The 19,278-nt window shown below is 46.5% G+C and carries 12 protein-coding genes; 4 read left to right on the plus strand and 8 right to left on the minus strand.

From position 1 onward, the window contains the following. Positions 1 to 46: 46 nt before the first annotated feature. Positions 47 to 2,575 (minus strand): phosphocholine-specific phospholipase C, encoded by a 2,529-nt coding sequence (locus HQ865_RS10875; protein ID WP_173414932.1) that lies wholly within the window; start codon positions 2,573 to 2,575, stop codon positions 47 to 49. A gap of 611 nt (positions 2,576 to 3,186) precedes the next feature. Here HQ865_RS10875 and HQ865_RS10880 point away from each other — a divergent pair. The 4 genes from HQ865_RS10880 to HQ865_RS10895 all read left to right on the plus strand — a co-directional run bounded on the left by HQ865_RS10880 (position 3,187) and on the right by HQ865_RS10895 (position 9,036). Then, on the plus strand, positions 3,187 to 6,417 hold the full coding sequence (locus HQ865_RS10880) for a SusC/RagA family TonB-linked outer membrane protein (protein WP_173414933.1): 3,231 nt from the start codon (positions 3,187 to 3,189) through the stop codon (positions 6,415 to 6,417). An 11-nt stretch (positions 6,418 to 6,428) separates the two neighbouring features. Then, on the plus strand, positions 6,429 to 7,895 hold the full coding sequence (locus tag HQ865_RS10885) for a SusD/RagB family nutrient-binding outer membrane lipoprotein (protein ID WP_173414934.1): 1,467 nt from the start codon (positions 6,429 to 6,431) through the stop codon (positions 7,893 to 7,895). Positions 7,896 to 8,004: 109 nt separating this feature from the next. Beyond that, positions 8,005 to 8,385 (plus strand): VOC family protein, encoded by a 381-nt coding sequence (locus tag HQ865_RS10890; protein WP_173414935.1) that lies wholly within the window; start codon positions 8,005 to 8,007, stop codon positions 8,383 to 8,385. A gap of 159 nt (positions 8,386 to 8,544) precedes the next feature. Beyond that, positions 8,545 to 9,036, plus strand: a complete 492-nt coding sequence (locus HQ865_RS10895) for a hypothetical protein (RefSeq protein ID WP_173414936.1) — start codon at positions 8,545 to 8,547, stop codon at positions 9,034 to 9,036. A gap of 104 nt (positions 9,037 to 9,140) precedes the next feature. Here the strand turns inward: HQ865_RS10895 and HQ865_RS10900 are convergent, their stop codons facing one another. The 7 genes from HQ865_RS10900 to HQ865_RS10930 all read right to left on the minus strand — a co-directional run bounded on the left by HQ865_RS10900 (position 9,141) and on the right by HQ865_RS10930 (position 19,258). Continuing rightward, a complete protein-coding gene (locus tag HQ865_RS10900) occupies positions 9,141 to 10,565 on the minus strand; it encodes a polysaccharide lyase 6 family protein (RefSeq protein ID WP_173414937.1) in 1,425 nt (474 codons plus the stop codon). Between the two features lie 89 nt (positions 10,566 to 10,654). Further along, complete coding sequence (locus HQ865_RS10905) at positions 10,655 to 11,317, minus strand: outer membrane beta-barrel protein (RefSeq protein WP_173414938.1); 663 nt, start codon at positions 11,315 to 11,317, stop codon at positions 10,655 to 10,657. 10 nt (positions 11,318 to 11,327) lie between these two features. After that, entirely contained in the window at positions 11,328 to 12,140 is an 813-nt protein-coding gene (locus HQ865_RS10910; RefSeq protein ID WP_173414939.1) for a hypothetical protein, read from the minus strand. Positions 12,141 to 12,154: 14 nt separating this feature from the next. Next, positions 12,155 to 13,705, minus strand: a complete 1,551-nt coding sequence (locus HQ865_RS10915; RefSeq protein WP_173414940.1) for a RagB/SusD family nutrient uptake outer membrane protein — start codon at positions 13,703 to 13,705, stop codon at positions 12,155 to 12,157. A 12-nt stretch (positions 13,706 to 13,717) separates the two neighbouring features. Further along, the gene (locus tag HQ865_RS10920) at positions 13,718 to 17,074 is read right to left on the minus strand and encodes a TonB-dependent receptor (protein ID WP_173414941.1); all 3,357 of its coding nucleotides are present in this window, start codon (positions 17,072 to 17,074) and stop codon (positions 13,718 to 13,720) included. A 303-nt stretch (positions 17,075 to 17,377) separates the two neighbouring features. Continuing rightward, positions 17,378 to 18,553: a FecR family protein gene (locus tag HQ865_RS10925; protein WP_173414942.1), complete on the minus strand. Its 1,176-nt coding sequence runs from the start codon at positions 18,551 to 18,553 to the stop codon at positions 17,378 to 17,380. Positions 18,554 to 18,664: 111 nt separating this feature from the next. Continuing rightward, a complete protein-coding gene (locus HQ865_RS10930; RefSeq protein WP_173414943.1) occupies positions 18,665 to 19,258 on the minus strand; it encodes an RNA polymerase sigma-70 factor in 594 nt (197 codons plus the stop codon). Between the last annotated feature and the right edge of the window lie 20 nt (positions 19,259 to 19,278).

A 19,278-nucleotide genomic window follows, 5' to 3' on the forward strand; every position in this document is an offset into this window, starting at 1 on the left:
AAAAAGCCGCCCTTTTCAGAGCGGCCCGTAATTTTTGTGGCACCTGCTACACTATACCGCCCATCACCGGATCGGTTTTAGTTATTGCGCCGGTTTCCACGCGACCAGCAAAGCGTTCTTCGAATACGTTGTTATTATTCAACTTCACGCTGAAATCGTACCAGTTAAAGTTTTTTGCCAGGTTTAAAACCACCGTAGCCTTACTGTTGGCAGGTACAATTTTATTAATGCTGCCTGTTTTGTAAACATTATCTGCAATTATGACCTGCTGTTCCTTATTGGTGTTGTTAACGATAGTTACCAACACGTTACCGCTCAGCTTAGCCGGGATAGCTTTATCCTGTTCATATTCGCAACTGATATTCACCTGCTGATTGGTGGCATCACCCAAAAATTCGCGATAAAAGCCGTTGGGGCCATGCACACGTAAATGATATTTGCCATCAGCAAAGGCATTTACCGGCCAGTTGTAACTAAGCGCGTCACCCGCGGCAACCGCGAAGTGCCAGTTGCGTGATATTTCCTCTTTACCGTTATCGGCAAATTTCACAGGCGCATAAACGGTAAACGGCGAACCAGCCGAATCTTTACCAAAAACCTTGTTGCCTGCGGACATTTTTATTTCGAAACTTCTTTTATCGGCACTTAATCCGCCCACGGTATACAATTCATACGGTAACGCGCAGGAAGCCCTCACTCCTTTTTCCTGGGCCGAGATGATGGCGGGCTGCGCGCTGATCTCCGCAATATCATCGGCCGATAGCTTTTTAGGCAGGGCTGGCTCCTGCTTAAACTTGGCGTTGAAAATATCCTCTACCTTTTTGTCGCGGTTCAGAAATGGGATCTTTTCTAAGGGTGCGCCATTGTAAGGTGTAAATGCCGATGTCAGATCGCCGCAGATGGTACGGCGCCATTGGCTGATATTATCGAGATGGATATTCTTATTAAACTTCTTGTTCACAAACGTCTCCAGGAATTGCAGCGTAGATGTATGGTCGAATACTTCCGAACATACGCGGCCTCCCCTGCTCCACGGCGAAGCGATCATCATGGGCACACGGAAGCCAAGGCCGATGGCGCCCTCACGGGCCTGTCCGCGCGGGATGCCCTGCTTCAACTCGTTCTCTAAGCGCACGTGCTCTATCTCGGTCTCAATCCCCTTAGATACCTTACCTGTTCCCGGCAATTTATTATCAGGGATCATAAACGGCGGGATATGATCGAAGTAACCATCGTTCTCATCGTAGGTAACTATAAAGATGGTCTTCTTCCACACTTCCGGATTTTTTGTCAGGATATCCAGGATCTCCGACACATACCAGGCACCGTACCATGGCGCGCTCGGGTGATCGGAAAAGTTTTGCGGGCCGGCCAGCCACGAAACCGTTGGCAGTTTGCCTTTGTTCACATCCTCGCGAAACTGGTGCAGCAGATCGCCTTTGGGCACGGTGGCTCTGCGTTCTTTACCAAAATCGTTATAAGTAAGCTGCGCGATGCTACGAAAATGTGGATCGCCGGAATTGATAACAAAAGCGCGGTTATATAAACTTTTCTCTTTGGCCGATAACTTATCGTAGCTTTCCTTATTCCATTTGCTTAGTTCAAGGCGGGCATTATCCAATACTTCCTGCTTGGTTTTAATGGCCTCACGGCTTCGTTTTACCTCTGCTTCATCGGTAGAGTTAGCTTCCTGCAGCTTATCAATTTCGGCCGGTAGGGTTTCTGCTTGCTTTTGCAGGGTCTTGATATACCTGTCGGAGAATTTCACATTATAAGCTTTAAAAAATTCCAGCAGGTTGCAACCATAGTTAGATAACCAGGCGCGCTCCTCGCCTACGTAACCACCGCCGGTACTCAGATCGTTTTGATAAAAATTCCAGCTGATGCCGGCATCCTCTAATAACTCGGGGAATGTTTGCCACGGCATGGTAGCGGCCGCGAAATCGGTATTGCGAATATTGGCCTTGGGCAAACCATCCTCTTGGTGGGTGATCTTACCCGTCCAAAAGAATGAGCGGTTTGGCGTGGTACTGGTCATAGCCGAGCAGAAATTCTGATCGCATACGGTAAAGGCATCGGCCATAGCATAGTTAAAGGGCAGGTCTTCGCGGGTATAATGCCCCATGGTAAGCGGCATATCGGCATAGCTTTTATTGCCCGACCGCTTAGCGATCAACCATTTATCATATTTGCCTAAGTTATTGGCATCAACCTGGCTGGCGCGGCTATGTGGCAGCGACCCCATCCAGGTGATCTTGGTATCCTTTATATCCAGTCGGAACGGCGGATAGGTATTCCCCACCGCGTCGGTTTGCAACCATACCGGTTTTTGATCGGGCAGGATAATGGCACGCGGATCGCTAAAGCCACGCACTCCCTGCAAAGCGCCAAAGCAATGATCGAACGACCGATTTTCCTGCATCAGTATCACAATATGTTCGGCATCAAGATAAGTACTGCCGGGCGCAGGGTTAATGGCTAAAGCTTTTTGTATGGCCGGCGGCAGCATATTGGCCATTGCGACGCCGCCTGTTAATAGTGCTGCTTTCTTTAAAAAATCTCTCCTTGAATCCATCCTGTGTTTAGTTTTATTATGGTACCGTTTTTTTTTGATAGTGTCTGATGTCAAATATCGGGTAGCGCAATAAAAGATATGTTATGAAATAATTAATTATTTCGATTAGTATTTAATTTGTTACAAATCGAAATAAAAAACAATCAAATGAAAGTTACTTGTATCAGATGGTCAACGCGCGAATTATCTTTCTAACAGTATGCTTTTTGCGGTGATCGGTGCCACTTGTATGGCGTTGTTTTTTAGACAAATGGCAGGATAAAGCCATCAATAAATTGCAGGCATAACTACATTTTCCCTCTCTCTTCTTTCCAGATCCAATTTCAGGCAAAAAAGGGCCGGGAAGTATCTCGCATACTTCCCGGCCCTAATTAACTATTAACCGCCTCATTATCAACTTTTAGTTAATTTTTCACAGGGGCAGTATTAAATTCTATAAACAAAATAAAATTCATGTTGTTTTAACAATAAAGTAATTATTCCGTATTGGTTAATATTTAGCACAATTATCAATACTTATTAGAAATTTACTTGCATTTAACGAAATGTAATCTACTTTTACAGCGCACAATACCTTTTAACTATTAAATAATTAACTAACTGACTAACAAATGAAGAAAATTCTACTATGGAGTTTCTGCACAATGCTGTTTTCTATAACAGCCTCCTATGCACAAACCCGTGTCGTGACCGGGAGGGTTACGGCAAAAGAGGACGGTATGGCATTACCAGGAGTAACTGTTGCTGTAAAAGGCACCACTACGGGTACCCAAACCGGTGGGGACGGTAAATATTCCATCAATGTGCCAAACGGGGCGCAATTATCATTCAGCTTTATTGGTTACACCACGCAGGATATTACCCCTACAGGTAATACGCAGGATGTGGTATTGGTACAATCAAACAAACTACTTGGCGAGGTGGTGGTTACCGGGGCATTGGGCATCACGCGTACCCGCAACCAGCAAAGCTATGCCGCACAACAGGTAACCGGCGAGGAAGTGAGCAAGCAACGTTCATCAAACTTTGTAACCGGATTATCGGGTAAAGTGGCAGGTTTAGAGATACGCCAGAACAATACCGTAGGCGGTTCAACCAACGTAGTTTTGCGTGGCTACAAATCAATCACCGGTAATAACCAAGCTTTGTTTGTGATAGATGGCGTGCCCATTGGCAATACCAATACCAACGGCAGCGATCAGCAAACCGGCGGCGGCGGTTATGATTACGGCAGCCCGGTATCAGATATCAACCCCGACGACATTGAGAATATTACGGTATTGAAAGGCGCAGGCGCTACAGCCTTGTATGGTTCGCGCGGTAGTAACGGTGTGATACTGATCACCACTAAAAAAGCTAAAAAGGGGTTGGGGATTTCTCTAAATTCTACCATTACACTTAGCGAGATCGACCGGTCGACATTCCCCAAATACCAAACAACTTACGGCGGTGGTTATGCCAAATACTTTAACAGCGGCGATATTTTTGGTAAAACCGGTGTAAACGTAGCCCCTACTGCCGACGACGCGTCGAACGGTACCGAATTTGATCCTAATTTATTGATCTATCAGTGGGATGCCTTCGACCCTACATCGCCAAACTACGGTAAGCCTACACCTTGGGTGGCGGCGGCTAACGACCCGAGCACCTTCTTTATCAAGCCCATATCTACCATACAAAGCTTAATGGTAACCAATGGCGGCGATAACGGCAGCTTTAAGTTGGGTTATACCAAAAGTATCGACAGGGGAACCATTCCAAACAGTAAACTGGATAAAAACCTGGTTGATTTTAGCGCAACCTACAACATCACGCCAAAACTAACTGTCGGCGCCAATATCAATTACTTTAATACCAATGGCACGGGCCGTGGCGGTACCGGTTACGACGGCAATAATTCTGATAACCGCAACGTGATCACCGGCTTCAGGCAGTGGTGGCAAACCAACGTGGATATTAAGGAATTAAAAGCCGCATACGACCGCACGCAAAGCAATATATCATGGAATATGGCCGACCCGGCTAACGGCGTCACCTTCCCGGCATTTTGGAACAACCCTTACTGGGTGGTAGATCATAACTATGAAAACGATACCCGCAACCGTTACCTGGGTAATATCAACGCCAGCTACAAGCCTGTTTCGTGGTTGACCATTACCGGCCGCATCTCGCTTGATACTTATGCTGAGTTGCAGCAGGAACGCTATGATGTGGGTAGCATCGGGGTGCCTTATTATTCGCGGTATAACCATAACTATGCCGAAACCAACTACGACCTGGTAGTAAACATGAACAAGAATATCGCCAAAGATTTTAACCTGAAGGCACTGATCGGTACCAACATCCGTAAGAATAACGAAAATGCCATTACGGCCAGCACCAACGGCGGTTTGATCATCCCGGGGCTTTACTCGTTGTCAAATTCATTGAACGCGCCTTTAGCACCAACCGAATTTGACGGCCGCCGCGAAGTTGATGGCTATTTTGCCGGCGCTACGCTCACCTGGAAAAATATGCTGACCGTTGATGGAACCATCAGGCGCGACCAATCATCTACCCTGCCGCCATCTAACAATGCCTATTATTATCCATCGGTTTCTGCAGGTTTCGTTTTCTCGGAATTAATGAAGCAGTACAACTGGTTATCCTACGGAAAGGTGCGTGCCAGCTTCGCGCAAGTAGGCAGCGATGCGCCATATCACAGTATACTGGATACTTACACCATCTTGCCGCCAATTGGTTCAAATCCGCAAACAGCGGCCAGCACCACTAAAAACAACCCCGATCTGAAGCCCGAGCAAACCAAAAGCAAGGAAGTTGGCCTGGAGCTTTCATTCTTCGATAGTCGTTTAGGGTTTGATGGCAGCTATTATGAGACCAATACCTTCAATGAAATTTTACCGGTAAACGTATCTGGCGCTACAGGGTATAATTTCAAATACCTTAACGCGGGTTCGGTACAGAACAAGGGCTGGGAACTTTCGCTGAACGGAACTCCGGTAAAAACAAGTGCGTTCAACTGGAAAATAACCTTAAACTTTACCGCTAACCGTAACAAGGTAACATCCCTGTTTAAAGATGCTACCGGTAACGAAGCCAGTAACCTGCAACTGGCCAGCTTCCAGAACGGCGAATCGCTTAACGCACCATTGGGCGAATCGTTCGGCACCATCCGCGGGACAGATTTTGTGTATGATGCGCACGGGAATAAAATTGTGGGGCCGGATGGGCAATACCTCATCAGCGATAATTCTAACGTAAATCTGGGTAATATCAACCCTAACTGGACTGGCGGTATCAATAACAGCTTTACCTACAAAAACTTAGCGTTAAGTTTTTTGATCGATATCCGCAAAGGTGGTTCGGTATTCTCTAATGACCTGGCCTATGGTTTAGCTGATGGACTTTACCCGTTGACAGCTTATACTAACGACCTTGGTAAGCCAGTGCGCAACTCGCTTGCTGATGGCGGTGGTTTCATCCGCCCCGGTGTTACCGCTTCCGGCCAGCCGAATACCGTAAGGGTTAGCGGCGAAAACTATGGCGACTTTGGCGATGGCGCGGGTTTACTGCCACTAAAGGAGTTTGTTTATGATGCCAGCTATGTAAAACTGCGCGAAGCTATACTGGGCTATACCCTGCCTAAAAATGTGTTAGGAAAGCTTGGCCCGGTAAAAGGTGTTACCTTCCAACTGATTGGCCGCAACCTTTGGATCATCCATAAAAACATCCCTTATGCCGATCCGGAAGACGGCCTGAGCGCCGGTAACCTGCAGGGCATACAGGAAGGCTCGTACCCAACCACACGCACATTTGCCTTTAACTTAAAGCTGACCTTTTAATACATACTGAAATGAAAAAAATAGCATACATTTTTGTACTGATGCTGGCAATTTCGGCATGTACAAAAGATTTAACGTCGTTAAATATCGATCCCAAAAACCCATCCAACGTACCCTCGTACAGCCTGTTTACCGAGGCCGAGCGTTCGATGGCCAACACCATTGCTTCATCAAGCGTTAACCTGAATATTTTCCGCCTGATAGAGCAGCAATGGACAGAGACCACCTATCTGAACGAAACCCGGTACCAGTTACCATCGCGCAATCAGCCCGATAACATCTGGAGCGCGTTTTACACTGGTGCACTTGCCAATTTTCAGCAGGCAAAAAACAAGTTAAAAACAGATGTAACCGATGCCGGTACGCAGAAAAATGAAACAGCCATTATAGATATACTGCAGGTGTACACTTACTATTACCTGGTTACCACCTATGGCAACGTGCCCTATTCGCAGGCGCTGGATATCAACAATCCGTTCCCTAAGTATGATGATGCCAAAACTATTTATAACGACCTGCTGACCCGTTTAGATACCGACATTGCAGCCTTAAACGCAAGCGCCGGCAGTTTTGGCGACGCCGACGTGATCTATAAAGGCGACCCAACCGCGTGGAAAAAGTTTGCCAATACCCTTAAGTTAAAAATGGGCATTGTGCTGGCCGACGCGGATAATACCAAAGCGCAAGCCGTGGTGCAGGCGGCCGTGGCGGCCGGTGTATTCACCTCCAACGCTGATAATGCTACGTATAAATACGTGTCATCGCCGCCAAATACCAATCCTATTTGGGTTGACCTTGTGCAAAGCCAGCGGCACGATTTTGTGGCTACTACCGAATTTTTATCGTACCTAAAGCCCAACACCACCAACCAGGATCCTCGCCTGCCTTATTTCTTCGCGCTAAGCAGCAACGGTGTTTACGCGGGGGCGCCTAATGGCTCGGGTAACGGGGGCTTGGTATTCAGCCAGTATTCGCTGCCATCCGGCCCGTCATTAACGCCCGGCTCGGTCGGTTCATTAACTAATCCTGATTTCCCGGGGCTTTTGCTGGACTACGCCGAAACCGAATTTAACCTGGCCGAAGCTACCCAACGGGGTTATATTACGGGCAGTGTGGCCACGCATTATAATAACGCGGTTACCGCTTCCATCACCTATTGGGGTGGCACTGCGGCCCAGGCAACTGCTTACCTGTTACAGCCCGATGTTGCTTATTTAACGGCAACCGGCACTGCACTGCAAAAAATCGCCAGGCAGGAATACGTAGCTTATTACAATCGTGGCTGGGACGCCTGGACATTAACCCGCCGGCTTGATTACCCGGTATTGGTTAAACCAACCAAGGCTTATACCGATTTCCCGGTACGCTTCACCTACCCAATTAGCGAGCAGAACGTGAACGTAACCAACTACACGGCAGCATCATCGGCCATCGGCGGCGATGATGTAACCACAAAGCTTTTCTTTGATAAGTTTTAATGATATTGCTACCACAACAAAAGCTGCCCTTGGGGCGGCTTTTGTTGTTTAATGAGATTACTTAGTATTTAAACAATAACTATATTTAACTATTCAATACTCATTAAAAATGAAAGTATCGCTAAGCCGAATTATCATCTTTGGGAAAAATATCGATTTATTAAAAGCCTTCTATACCGAAAGTTTTAATCTGTCGGTTATAGAAGAAACAGCGGGCGAATGGGTAGTATTAAATGCGGGCGCTACTGAAATAGCATTACACAAAATTGGCGAACATATCGATTCAGGCAATGATGACTTTCGTGCGGAGAGCAATACTAAACTGGTTTTCAAGGTAAATACCGGTCTGCATCAACTTAGGCAGCAGTTAATTGATAAAGGTGTAGCAATGAAAGAAGCAAGATCGTTCCCCGGCATCAGTTCCCTGTTTTGCGATGGGGAAGATCCGGAAGGAAATGTATTTCAGTTGGAAGAGCGATCGAGTAACTAAGCTATCTTGATGGTTTTAAACAATAGCTATTATAGCAGCAAGGGTCAGACTTCATTGGATTACAAAGCAAATAAGCAATCCCCAAAGTTGCATTTTTAGTAAATTATAGGTAGTATAGCTAAACCTTATAAAACTTCAGAACCTATAACCTCTTAACAAATGAAACCAGGATCAATGTTGGAGTGTCTCTCTCCGGATGTGTTAGCCGACATCAAATCAAAATTAGCACCGTATCACACGGCCTTTTGCGGTTTAAAGCACGAGCAGGTGACAGAGGTTTATTCGGATGAAAACGGGGACTATTTTAAGCGCTACGGGTTTTGCGATAAAGCGGCCCGAAAATATCGTTTAGGCTGTGCACATACATCAGCCAATGATGAATTTTGCCGGATAATCTTATCCGCTTGCGAACAGTTCCCAGGCGCGCAAGCCCTGGCAGAACATTTCGGTGAATTATTCTTAAATGTGTATATGATGGACCTTACTAAAGGCGCGCTGGAAAAACAATTGGCGCTTGGCATGAGGATAGATAATAAACTGTTGATAGCTGATGCAAAAGCAGCGATAGCAGAAGTGATAAAAACGCATCATCAATTGGTTAGAGCTATAGAAGAATTAAGGATAGAGTTGATGAACAGGCTGCGATCCTGAGAAACAAACAACCCTCTGAAATATTAAATTCAGAGGGTTTTTGCTTTGGTTCCCTTTATCGTGAACTGATTGATCAGTGGCATTCTTAGGCTTGAACACTACCGCTATTTTACACCGAAGCCAACATCGCCCGGATGCAAAACATGAACAGTCACTGCATCGTTGCTCAACTCATCGGCACCAGCATCTAAAGCCCCCGTACGGGCTTGCCCATCCATATCATATTTTACGCCCGGATAATTACCAGCGGCACGGTCAATAGCCGCGCTACCTGCCTGGATATGGTAAGCACCCGATTGTGTTTTAACCAGTTTCGGATCGGCCATGGTGTAACCGTTTACAGGCATATTACCCGCGCCTTTTACCTTATATAAGATATTTCCTTCCCACAAACCATCAGTAAGCGGCCCCGAAAGTGTTGCGGCTGCACCACCGCCTTGTATAATATTATTGGCTACAGTGATGTGAGTGGCCCCCATCCCATCCTTACGTGCGGTCTGGATAATATTGCTTTTGTTATCAACCAATGTATTAAAGGCTATCAATACACGGTCGGGCCTGTCATGAGCAGTAAGCTGAGCACCATCAGCTACCTCGCCGTCGCCATTGCCAATGGTAATGGCTTCACTGCAACCCTCAAAATAATTGCTGTAGATCAGGTGATCATCGCCAAAAATGCGCAGACCGGGCGTATTGAAAAAGTAATTACCATAAACCTGGCTTTTATTGCCATGACGTAGCGTAAACTGGGCCGGACAATCGCGTATGGTATTATAACGCAGCACCACTGCCGATGCCTTTACCGATATCAGTTCATTCTCGCCCGCGCAATGTTCAAACAGGTTATACTCCACCAAACTATTGCTTGATGACAAACTAAAGCCGCTTAATCCAAACTGGAAAGCCTCGGCACCATTTTTACCGCCCTGGCTTACGGCATTGTTAAAATAATTATGGTGGATATGCAAGCGTTCGGCTATTTGTTTCCCCTCGCCCCTGATGGCAATAAAGCGGCCCATAGCGTTTTTATTCTGAAAAGTGTTATAATCCACTTCCTGATCACTGCCCGCGATAGTCAGGTCCTCGCCATCACCGGGTGTTTCAAAAATATTTTGAGTGAACCTGCAAAAGCTGGTGCCGATACCGGTTTTGGCTTTCGAAGCAGCATGTGTAAACTTAAACCCACTGATGACAATGTAAGTTGCAGGCTTCATTAGGCTAAACCCGCCAGCTCCGGCAATTTCGGCTTTACCGGGATGCTCGGCGGTGATGGTGATCGGTTTATCCTTTGCGGCTTTTCTATCAACGATAATATCACCGGCCGTTTTATAAACCCCATCAGCTAGTATGATTACATCGCCTGGTTTTGCCTTATTAATGGCCGATTGCAGATCGGCTATACTTTTAACAGGAACCGTTTGCGCCATTACTTTAAACGATACCAGTATGATCACGATCAATACAATTGCCGACCATGAAACGAAGCGGTTAAACGCTGTCCTTAGCTGATGAGTGTCTGTTTTTTCCATATTACGGGTATTTATAAGGGGTATTGATCTAAATTGAAAAAGATCCCCCAAATATCACATCCGGGGGATCGCGCTTAAAAACTGAACAATTATTTAAATTGATATCCTACCACAAAACTGCCAACCCTATTTTTTGATGAGTTGCCGTCGTTAGTGATATTGCTGAATCCTAAACCATAGTTAAAGCCAAGGCGCATGCCGTTCTTTAACTCAAACCCGGCCAGGGCGTTTAAACCAAAATCCATAGCGTTAAACTGATCGGTACCGCTGCCAAAGCTGGCCTCGTTGCTGATATCGCGTTTGTAATAAGTACTGATGGTAGATTTGTTGCTATAGGTTCCCCATACCGCCCGCGCGATATATGGCCCCGCGCCAAAGTAGATATTACCCGGTTTTACCGCTTGCCTGAATACCATATTCACCGGCACTTCTGCGTAGGTAATGTTAACGCTGTGCAGCATGGTATAAGGTACATTACTTCCATTTGATATCAGGTTTTCGGTAGTTTGGGAAACGTTACCCTTACCGGTCAGCAGGAAGCCGGGCTGTAACGTAAAGCCCTTGAAATTCAAATCGAACAAACCGCCGATCTGAAATTTGGCGCGCGCCTGCCAGTTGCCGCCACCATTTAGTGGAGCAACCGGGCCAATGTTTGCCAAATTGATGCCGCCCTGTATGGTAAACTTAGTTTCCTGGGCAAACAGGCTATGCGTGGTTGCGATTATCGCGATGATTAAAAGTATTTTTTTCATTTCTGGATGTTTATCTGGTTGGGAATACGGTGGTACCCCATACATGTATAGAACCATTATCTGCATAATAACCCGATGACCTAACCACGTTATAGCCGTTAATGTACAGCTTCGAATCGGATGTGTTGCCCAGGTTAATGATGATCTTCCCATCAGGGTCGAAACCTGTACCGGTGGTGGCATAGCTAAACGTAGCCGAAGTGGTGGTTTTACCATCGGTAGCGCCCGGTATAGTGGCCGGGGTTACCAGGAAGCCCAGTTTTGATTCGCGTGTGGCTACGGAACCCGCAGGTAACAGTGTTTGGTAAGTGTTGGCACCTGCCGGGATATTGTTAAAGTTATAATTACCCTGGATAATAAGGTAAAGCAGGTATTTTTTAACCGTTTGCTTATCGTACTGTGTCCACTGCGTTGCAGGGGCGGTTGTTTTGGGCAGACCAGTCGCCGGATCCAAAGCAGTTACTATCGGAAAGTCGAAAAAGAATCCACCGGCCACCTTATTGCTCGATATACGCCTTAAGGCATCATTATGCAGGAAAATATACGTACGGTCTGGCTTCATATACTCCATGGTATCGATACCGCAATAATCAATAGCCTTTTTCATCCACCTGAAAATTGTATCCGATGGGTTACCCGGGCTGCCATTAGCGCGCGACTTCAGGTAGTCCCATGCGGTCATATGCAGCTGGTTATCCAGGATAAACTTATCGTACTCATAGTTTTTTTGCCTGTCAAGACTAAAAAGGCTGCAACCGGCCATCAGTGCGCTTATACCTACCAGGCTAAGCAGCTTTATGTATGTTGTTTTAATATTTTTCATATCGCAAAAAATGATTAGTCGGAATATGGTGGATTTTGAACCAGTAATTTGTTTGAGTTAAGCACGGTGCGGTTTAATGGCCACAGGTACTTCCGCAGGTCGGTGCCCCAGCCTGTTGCCGCGGCAGGATCGATACCGGCTAATATCTGGCGCCTTTTCACCACGGGATCCATAATTTTAATTACATGATCGGTACGAACTAAATCAAACCAACGCTTGCCCTCGCCAAACAATTCCCATTGTCTTTCCTGTAATATCACATCCTCCAGCAGGTCGGGCGTAGCTACGGCTGGGTCTGTTGCCAGGTACGCTGGTAAACCGGCACGGGTGCGGATAAAGTTCAGGTACTTCAGCGAGTTGGTTTTATCTCCCGTTTTATTCAGCGCTTCGGCATATAACAGGTACTGATCGCCCAGGCGGTACATTACCGGGTACACATTAACTGTAGTAGCCATATCGGCAGCGGCAACCGTGTACGGGCCGGCTACGCCTGTAGGGCCGTATTGCCCGGCATAGTACTTCCACATGCGGTCACGCTCTTTTTTGGTGATATCCATGGTAGCCTTTACCCTGATATCGGTTGGGTTGGTAAGCGGCCAGTTGGTAAAAAAGTTCAGGTCGATAATAATAGGGGTATTATTTGGCGATGCTGATACGCCGGCCATACAGGCGCAGGCATTGGTAGCAAAGTTCCAGTTAATAGCCCAAATAGCTTCAACACTGGTAGTTGGCGATACAAACATGGCATTCCATGTGGCCTGCGGCTGCAAATCGGTAATAGCAGTAGCGCCATAGCTGGCCTTGGTTGCTACCGGAGTTTTGGCCTTAGCCAAATTCTGAAACCATTTAATGGCGTTTGGATAGTCCTTACGCCACATATACACATCGTTCATGATAGCGCAAATAGCAGCTTCGCTGATGGTAAATGTAGGGTTGCTGCTTTTATCTATCAACGCATAAGCCTGGGTCAGGTCGGGGATGATCACCTTATCAAAAACCTGGTCTTTAGGCGAGCGGGCAACGGCTGCATCAATAGAAATATCCTCGTAAGGTTCTGTACGGATCACCGCATCGCCCCAGTTACGTACGATATAAAAGTAGCAGATAGCCCGCATAGCCAGGGCCTGCGCCATATTATTGTTATTGATAGCAGGTGTAACCAGCGATTTGTTTACTTCCAGTTCGGCTGCCTGTGGGATGTATTTGATCAGCAGGTTAGCCAAACCAATAGTGCGGTATAAAGGTGTCCAATCCGACCAATCGTTACCGGCGGTTAAACTGTTCAGCTGCATTTCGTTTTCCTTATTGCCCGAATTACCGCCACGCTCGTAGTTATCAGAGCGGGCTTCGCCCCAGTAGGTCATACGGTTATAAAATTGCTTCTCGCCCATCATATTCCCCTGGAACGAGCCGTACATACCCGCCATAGCTGCCGTGATATCCTTAGCCGATTTATAAAATTGACTGATACTCACTGCCGCCAGCGGCTGCTCCTCCAAAAACGACTTTTTACATCCGCACAGCATAACCAGTACCAGCGATGAAATAGTTAATATCTTCTTCATTTTGATGAATTTTTATAGTGTAATGTTTATACCCAAACCCAACTCTCTCCTCTTCGGATATTTACCGCCATCAACCCCGGGCGACAGCACATCCGAAGAAAACTCCGGATCGAAGCCCGTATAATTGGTAAATGTGAGCAGGTTGACGCCGTATACATAGGCATTCAAGCCCTTGATACCGAACCTGCTGAGTATCTTAACCGGCACGTTGTAGTTAAACCTGGCGCTGGCTAAGCGTAAAAAGGTGCCGTCTTCCAGGTAAAAGCTGTTATTCCCCTTCTTCTGGTCGCCGTGGGTATCCTTATACGGGAAGTAAGGATACAGGGCAATATCACCCTGCTTACGCCAGGCAGTATAAATGGCCAGTGGCAATGTGGTACCGTTTGATGAACCAAAGGTGGATTGGTTTTCGAAAAAGGCATTATAGATCTGCCCGCCCACGGTAGCATTAACATTGAACGATAACGAGAAGCTTTTGTAGGTGAACGTATTGGCAAAACCAAGGAAGTATTTAGGTGTAGCGTTACCGATGATCTTGCGGTCGCTGTCATCTATCAAACTATCGCGGTTAACATTCAGCCATTCGGTATCACCACCAACCAATTTACCGGCCGGGCCATATAAGCTGTGCACATACCCGGTATATTTTTTCCCGTCGGCAGTGGTATAGTATTCGGCAGTTTTACCATCGGCAGATACGTTGACAGGGTTTAGCCTGTTCCAGTTACCATCATACGCGTTCGAGGCATCCCAACGGTAAATGCCTAACTGCTGCCAGCCATAAAAATCGCCTAAGCGTCCACCCTCCTGTATATAATGCTTATTATCTGATGTGATAAATGGCTGGTGGTTAAATAATGATTTTACAATACCACGCTGGAACGAGATATTACCGATAATATTCCATTTAAAGTTTTTGGTCATTACCGGCGTGCCGTTGATCGAAAACTCCATACCCTTATTCACAATATCGCCCACGTTTACGCGGATGGTGTTGAAGCCGGTTTCTTTAGGTATTTGCCTGTCGGCCAAAAGGTGGTTGGTAGCCTTGATGTAGTAATCGGCAACAAAACCCAGGCGGCCATGCAGGAAGGTCAGATCGATACCGAAATCTTTTTGTATGGTATTTTCCCACTGGATCTGGCTGTTGCCCAGTTTGGTTGCGGTTGTACCGCCGCCAACGCCATTATAATTCTCGTCAAAGTTGATCAGTGTAGATGATTCATAGTTACCTATACCATCATTACCCTGCTGGCCGAAGCTTGCCCTTAGCTTTCCATCATCCAAAAATGACTTGGTGAAGCCCATAAACTTCTCATCGGTAAAGCGCCACGCGGCCGAACCCGAGAAGAAGTTACCCCATTTGCTTTCCGGCCCGAACCTGGATGAACCGTCACGACGGAAAGTACCGGATAAAATATACTTCCCGCTAAAGCTATATCCCAAACGCCCGAATATAGATTGCGTAGAATGCGCGTTGGCGGTGGTGTAGCTTTTGGTAATATCGATATTACTGCCGTTGAATGTATAGATACTTTCGCTGATGAACGACGCCGGGATACCCTCATCATAAAAATCATCGTAGCGGCTGCGCTCAGCGCTCCAGCCTAACAAGCCGGTAAATGTATGCTTGGTACCAACGGTTTTGCTGTAGTTCAGGAAGCCTTGCAACTGCCAGTTAATAGTTTTATCCAATTCGTTCTTCCCACGGTTCTCGTTACCGTTATCATCCAAAAATTGGGGCTGGAAATAGATATTTTGCGAATTATCCAGCTGCGCGTTACCTACGCCCGTAAATCTCAGTCCCGGGAGGATAATATAATCCAGTGTGTTACTAAACTGCCCCCGGTATGCCTGCGTTTCGTTCTTTTCTAACAATACGTTGGCGATAGGGTTTCGTTTAGAGGATGTGTAACTGGTGAGCGACCCATCCGGCAGATAGATCCGGAGATTATTCGGTCGATCGAATATCGGTGTGAGCGATGTACCCGTACTCCAGTTCTGACTTCGCGTCCACGATACCGTAAGGTTAGTTGAATATTTTAACTTCGGCGTAGCCTGGAAATCGACGTTGATGCGTGATTGGCCACGTTTTGCAGATGTGTTCAGCGCGATACCACGGTCGTCAAGATAGTTCAAGCTACCATAATAGGTAAGTCCCTTTTGGCCGCCGCTTACGCTGAATTTCAGATCGTTTTTCTGTGCTGTATTACCCAGCAGCATCATTTCAAGATAGTTATCCGAATTATAGGCCGGGTTCAGCGAATCGGTAGCTGTACCCGCGCCGCTGCTGGTAGGGTTTTGTATCCTGCGCCATAAACGCAGATCGGCTGAGTTGGCTTGTGCTACGGTATGCGAGATCTGCCCGAACACGTGCGCGTATTGCACATCCAGTCTTGGCTTACCTTCTTTACCACGCTTGGTGGTGATCAGAATTACACCGTTGGCCGCACGCGCCCCGTATATTGATGCCGAAGCGGCATCTTTCAACACTTCGATAGTTTCAATATCATTAGGGTTGATGGCAGCAGCGTCGGTAGCGATAACACCATCGATAACATATAAAGGGGTGTTACCGCCGGTAGTCGAGAATGTCGACGCGCCGCGGATCTGGATAGTACCTTCGGCACCGGGTTCGCCGCTGTCGTTCACTACCAGTACACCTGCTGCCTGGCCCTGTAAGGCATCGTACAGGTTGATGGGTTGCCTTTCGGCAATTTGGGCAGCGCTTACCGATGTGATGGAGCCTGTCAGGTCGCGTTTTTTAGCGGTACCGCCGTAGCCCGTAACCACCACATCATCCAGCGTGCCCACGGCATCAGCCAGTGATACATTGATGGTAGTGCGACTGCCTACGGTCTCTTCCTTAGTAGTAAAACCTACATAAGTATACACCAGCACCGATTTTTCGTCGGGAGCATTGATGGTGTATTTACCGTTGATATCGGTAACGGTAATAATATTAGTTGCGCCTTTTACCCTGATGGTTACACCGGGCAGCGGCAAGCCTTTTGTATCGGTAACCGTGCCCTGCACTTTTATAATGGCAGCGGCGGCAGCGGGCTTATCCCCCCCTTCAAGTTTTCGCAAAACGATGGTTTGCTGAAAAACCTTGTAGGTAAGCTGCTGATTTTTAAGGAAGCGGTTAAGCGCCTCTTCAACAGTTACATTGTTTACATCCAATTCGAGGTTGTTTGCCGCCGGCAGATCGAGCTTATCGAACAGGAAATGGTAGTTAGTTTGTTTTTCTATTAACGACAGCACCTTCTCAACCGAAGTATGCTTCTCGTGAATAGTTACATTCTGACTAAAACTTTTGGCACTCAGTTGAGTAAGTGCTGCAATTATGATAAAAGCAGTTAGTTTCATAGCCAATAAAATTTGACGCACCAAAGGCGGGGCCTTAGGTATCACCTTAGCATAAAAAATCATATTTTTGTAAAGTTGGGTTAAACGTTAGCGTTCTGTTTCGTGGGATGTTTCCAGGGTAACCCGACACCTTACCGGGATGGTGCTGCGAACACTACCCGGTTTTTTTATGTCGATTTTTAGGGTTACCCGCTTTTACTAACTGGTTTGGGGTAATTCTTTTCTCATTTAGTTGTTGGTTTAAAGTGAATAATTGGTTGTTCTATCTCTATTTTTTGGTTTTCAGATCATTTAGTAATGGCATCAGTTCATCACGGTAACTTCCCTCCCGTCGATGGTGAAATTCATACCGGCATATTTAAACATGCTCAGCAGTTCAGATAATTTTACGCTGCGTGGCACCTTACCAATAAACTGGTGCGTGGGTATTTTACCTTTATAATTAATATTAACATCGTACCAGCGGGCCGCCTGGCGCATGGTGCCCTCAATACTTTCGTCCTTAAACTGGAAGAAGCCGTTTTTCCAGGCTACAGCTTCATCCATATCGCTTTCGGCAACTATCTTCACATCGCCCTGCGCATTCATAATGGCCTGGTTACCAGGCTTTAATATGTTCGATGATTTTCCGGTCAGCATGATCGATCCTTCCAGCAGGGTAGTTTTGGTCACTGGTTCATCATCATAAGCCATAATATTGAAATGGGTACCTAATACCCTTACTTCCTGTCGGTTGGTTTTTACAATAAAAGGCATAGCGGCGTTTTTAGCCACTTCAAAATAAGCCTCGCCCGTCATTTCAACATTGCGCTGCGAACCGGTAAACTCGGTAGGGAATTTGATGGATGATGCCGCGTTAAGCCAAACCTTACTGCCATCGGGCAGCACTACGTTATACTGGTAACCTTTTGGGGTGGTGATGGTATTGTATTCGATGGTTTTATTATCCGCGTCTTCACCAACCTTATAATCAACCTGGCCCTCTTTACTTTTTACTACTAAGGCATTACCTTGCCTGGCAACTACACCCTTATTGGCATCATCAAGCACAACGGTGGCGCCGCTGCCCAAAGTAAGTATGGCCTTATTGCTGCCGGGAAGCGCGTCATGCGCCGGGTGTACAATTGCTAACTGCATATCAGCCGGTTTGGGCCTGTTTAAAAAGTAAGCGCCTATGCCTGCTGTGATCAGGATACTGGCGGCTATGCCCCACATCCAATAACGTTTAGGCTTTATGGCAACGATCCCGGTACGCGGAGCAGCATTTAAAATATTATTCAACATAGACCGGCTTTTTTCCTCGTCGAATATCTCCTCGCGGGCACTCAGATCGTCCCATGCTTCGCGTAACAAACCGGTAAGCTGTTCATCATCGTAAGTTTTAAGCAGATCGAATAACTCCCTTAACTGCTGCGGGGTAGCCTGTTTGGTATAATACAGGTTAAACAGGTAGGATACGTTTTTATCGCCGTTGTTCATTTTTAAGCCTTAGAAAATTTCTTAAATAGCTGGTTTATATAGCCAAAAGAGGGGCTACATAATAATGACAACGGGAGGGCTAAAAAAGGGGCTACGTGGAATTAAATTTTTTTAAAAAAATTTAAAAAACAATAACAGGAACACCACCATGTCTGAATGGGCTTCGCAATAATTGCTGATAAAGGTTACGGCGTGCTGCAGGTATTTCTTCACCGTCTCGCGCGAAAGGTTCATTTCTTCGGCTATCTCGGCGTACTTCAACCGCTCGTGGCGGCTGAGCAGGTAAACTTTTTGCTGTTGGGGCGGCAGGCGGTCTATAGCGGTATCCAGCAGGCTGTAGTATTTGTTGTCGTCTGCATCGGGAATGAGTAATTGCTCTTCGCCAATGGTTTCCACTTCCCAAACAAGCTGGTGCTTTTGCTGGCGGACAGCTTTTTTAATGCAGTTAAGCGCATGGTTTTTTGCCGCTACAAAAAGATAGGCTTTAAAGTTCCGAATACCGGCAAGTTCGTGGTGATTAGTCCAGATCTTCAGGAATACATCCTGCACCACTTCTTCGGCCATCTCCATCGAATCGGTTAAACGGAAGATGAACAAACCTAATTGCTGATGATAGTTTTCGAACAGCCGGGTAAAGGCAGCTTCGTTACTATCTGCAACTTGCAGCAACAGTTCATCGTCGTTTGAAAGACTCGGGACAGGCATAAACAGGTTTAATAAATTGG

It is taken from the genome of Mucilaginibacter mali (genome assembly GCF_013283875.1).
GTDB classification, from domain to species: Bacteria; Bacteroidota; Bacteroidia; order Sphingobacteriales; family Sphingobacteriaceae; genus Mucilaginibacter; species Mucilaginibacter mali.

What these genes read in the sequence shown, in the direction of transcription:
- HQ865_RS10875 (WP_173414932.1), bottom strand. Translation starts at nt 2,575, where the DNA reads ATGGATTCAAGGAGAGATTTTTTAAAGAAAGCAGCACTATTAACAGGC.
- HQ865_RS10880 (WP_173414933.1), top strand. Translation starts at nt 3,187, where the DNA reads ATGAAGAAAATTCTACTATGGAGTTTCTGCACAATGCTGTTTTCTATA.
- HQ865_RS10885 (WP_173414934.1), top strand. Translation starts at nt 6,429, where the DNA reads ATGAAAAAAATAGCATACATTTTTGTACTGATGCTGGCAATTTCGGCA.
- HQ865_RS10890 (WP_173414935.1), top strand. Translation starts at nt 8,005, where the DNA reads ATGAAAGTATCGCTAAGCCGAATTATCATCTTTGGGAAAAATATCGAT.
- HQ865_RS10895 (WP_173414936.1), top strand. Translation starts at nt 8,545, where the DNA reads ATGAAACCAGGATCAATGTTGGAGTGTCTCTCTCCGGATGTGTTAGCC.
- HQ865_RS10900 (WP_173414937.1), bottom strand. Translation starts at nt 10,565, where the DNA reads ATGGAAAAAACAGACACTCATCAGCTAAGGACAGCGTTTAACCGCTTC.
- HQ865_RS10905 (WP_173414938.1), bottom strand. Translation starts at nt 11,317, where the DNA reads ATGAAAAAAATACTTTTAATCATCGCGATAATCGCAACCACGCATAGC.
- HQ865_RS10910 (WP_173414939.1), bottom strand. Translation starts at nt 12,140, where the DNA reads ATGAAAAATATTAAAACAACATACATAAAGCTGCTTAGCCTGGTAGGT.
- HQ865_RS10915 (WP_173414940.1), bottom strand. Translation starts at nt 13,705, where the DNA reads ATGAAGAAGATATTAACTATTTCATCGCTGGTACTGGTTATGCTGTGC.
- HQ865_RS10920 (WP_173414941.1), bottom strand. Translation starts at nt 17,074, where the DNA reads ATGAAACTAACTGCTTTTATCATAATTGCAGCACTTACTCAACTGAGT.
- HQ865_RS10925 (WP_173414942.1), bottom strand. Translation starts at nt 18,553, where the DNA reads ATGAACAACGGCGATAAAAACGTATCCTACCTGTTTAACCTGTATTAT.
- HQ865_RS10930 (WP_173414943.1), bottom strand. Translation starts at nt 19,258, where the DNA reads ATGCCTGTCCCGAGTCTTTCAAACGACGATGAACTGTTGCTGCAAGTT.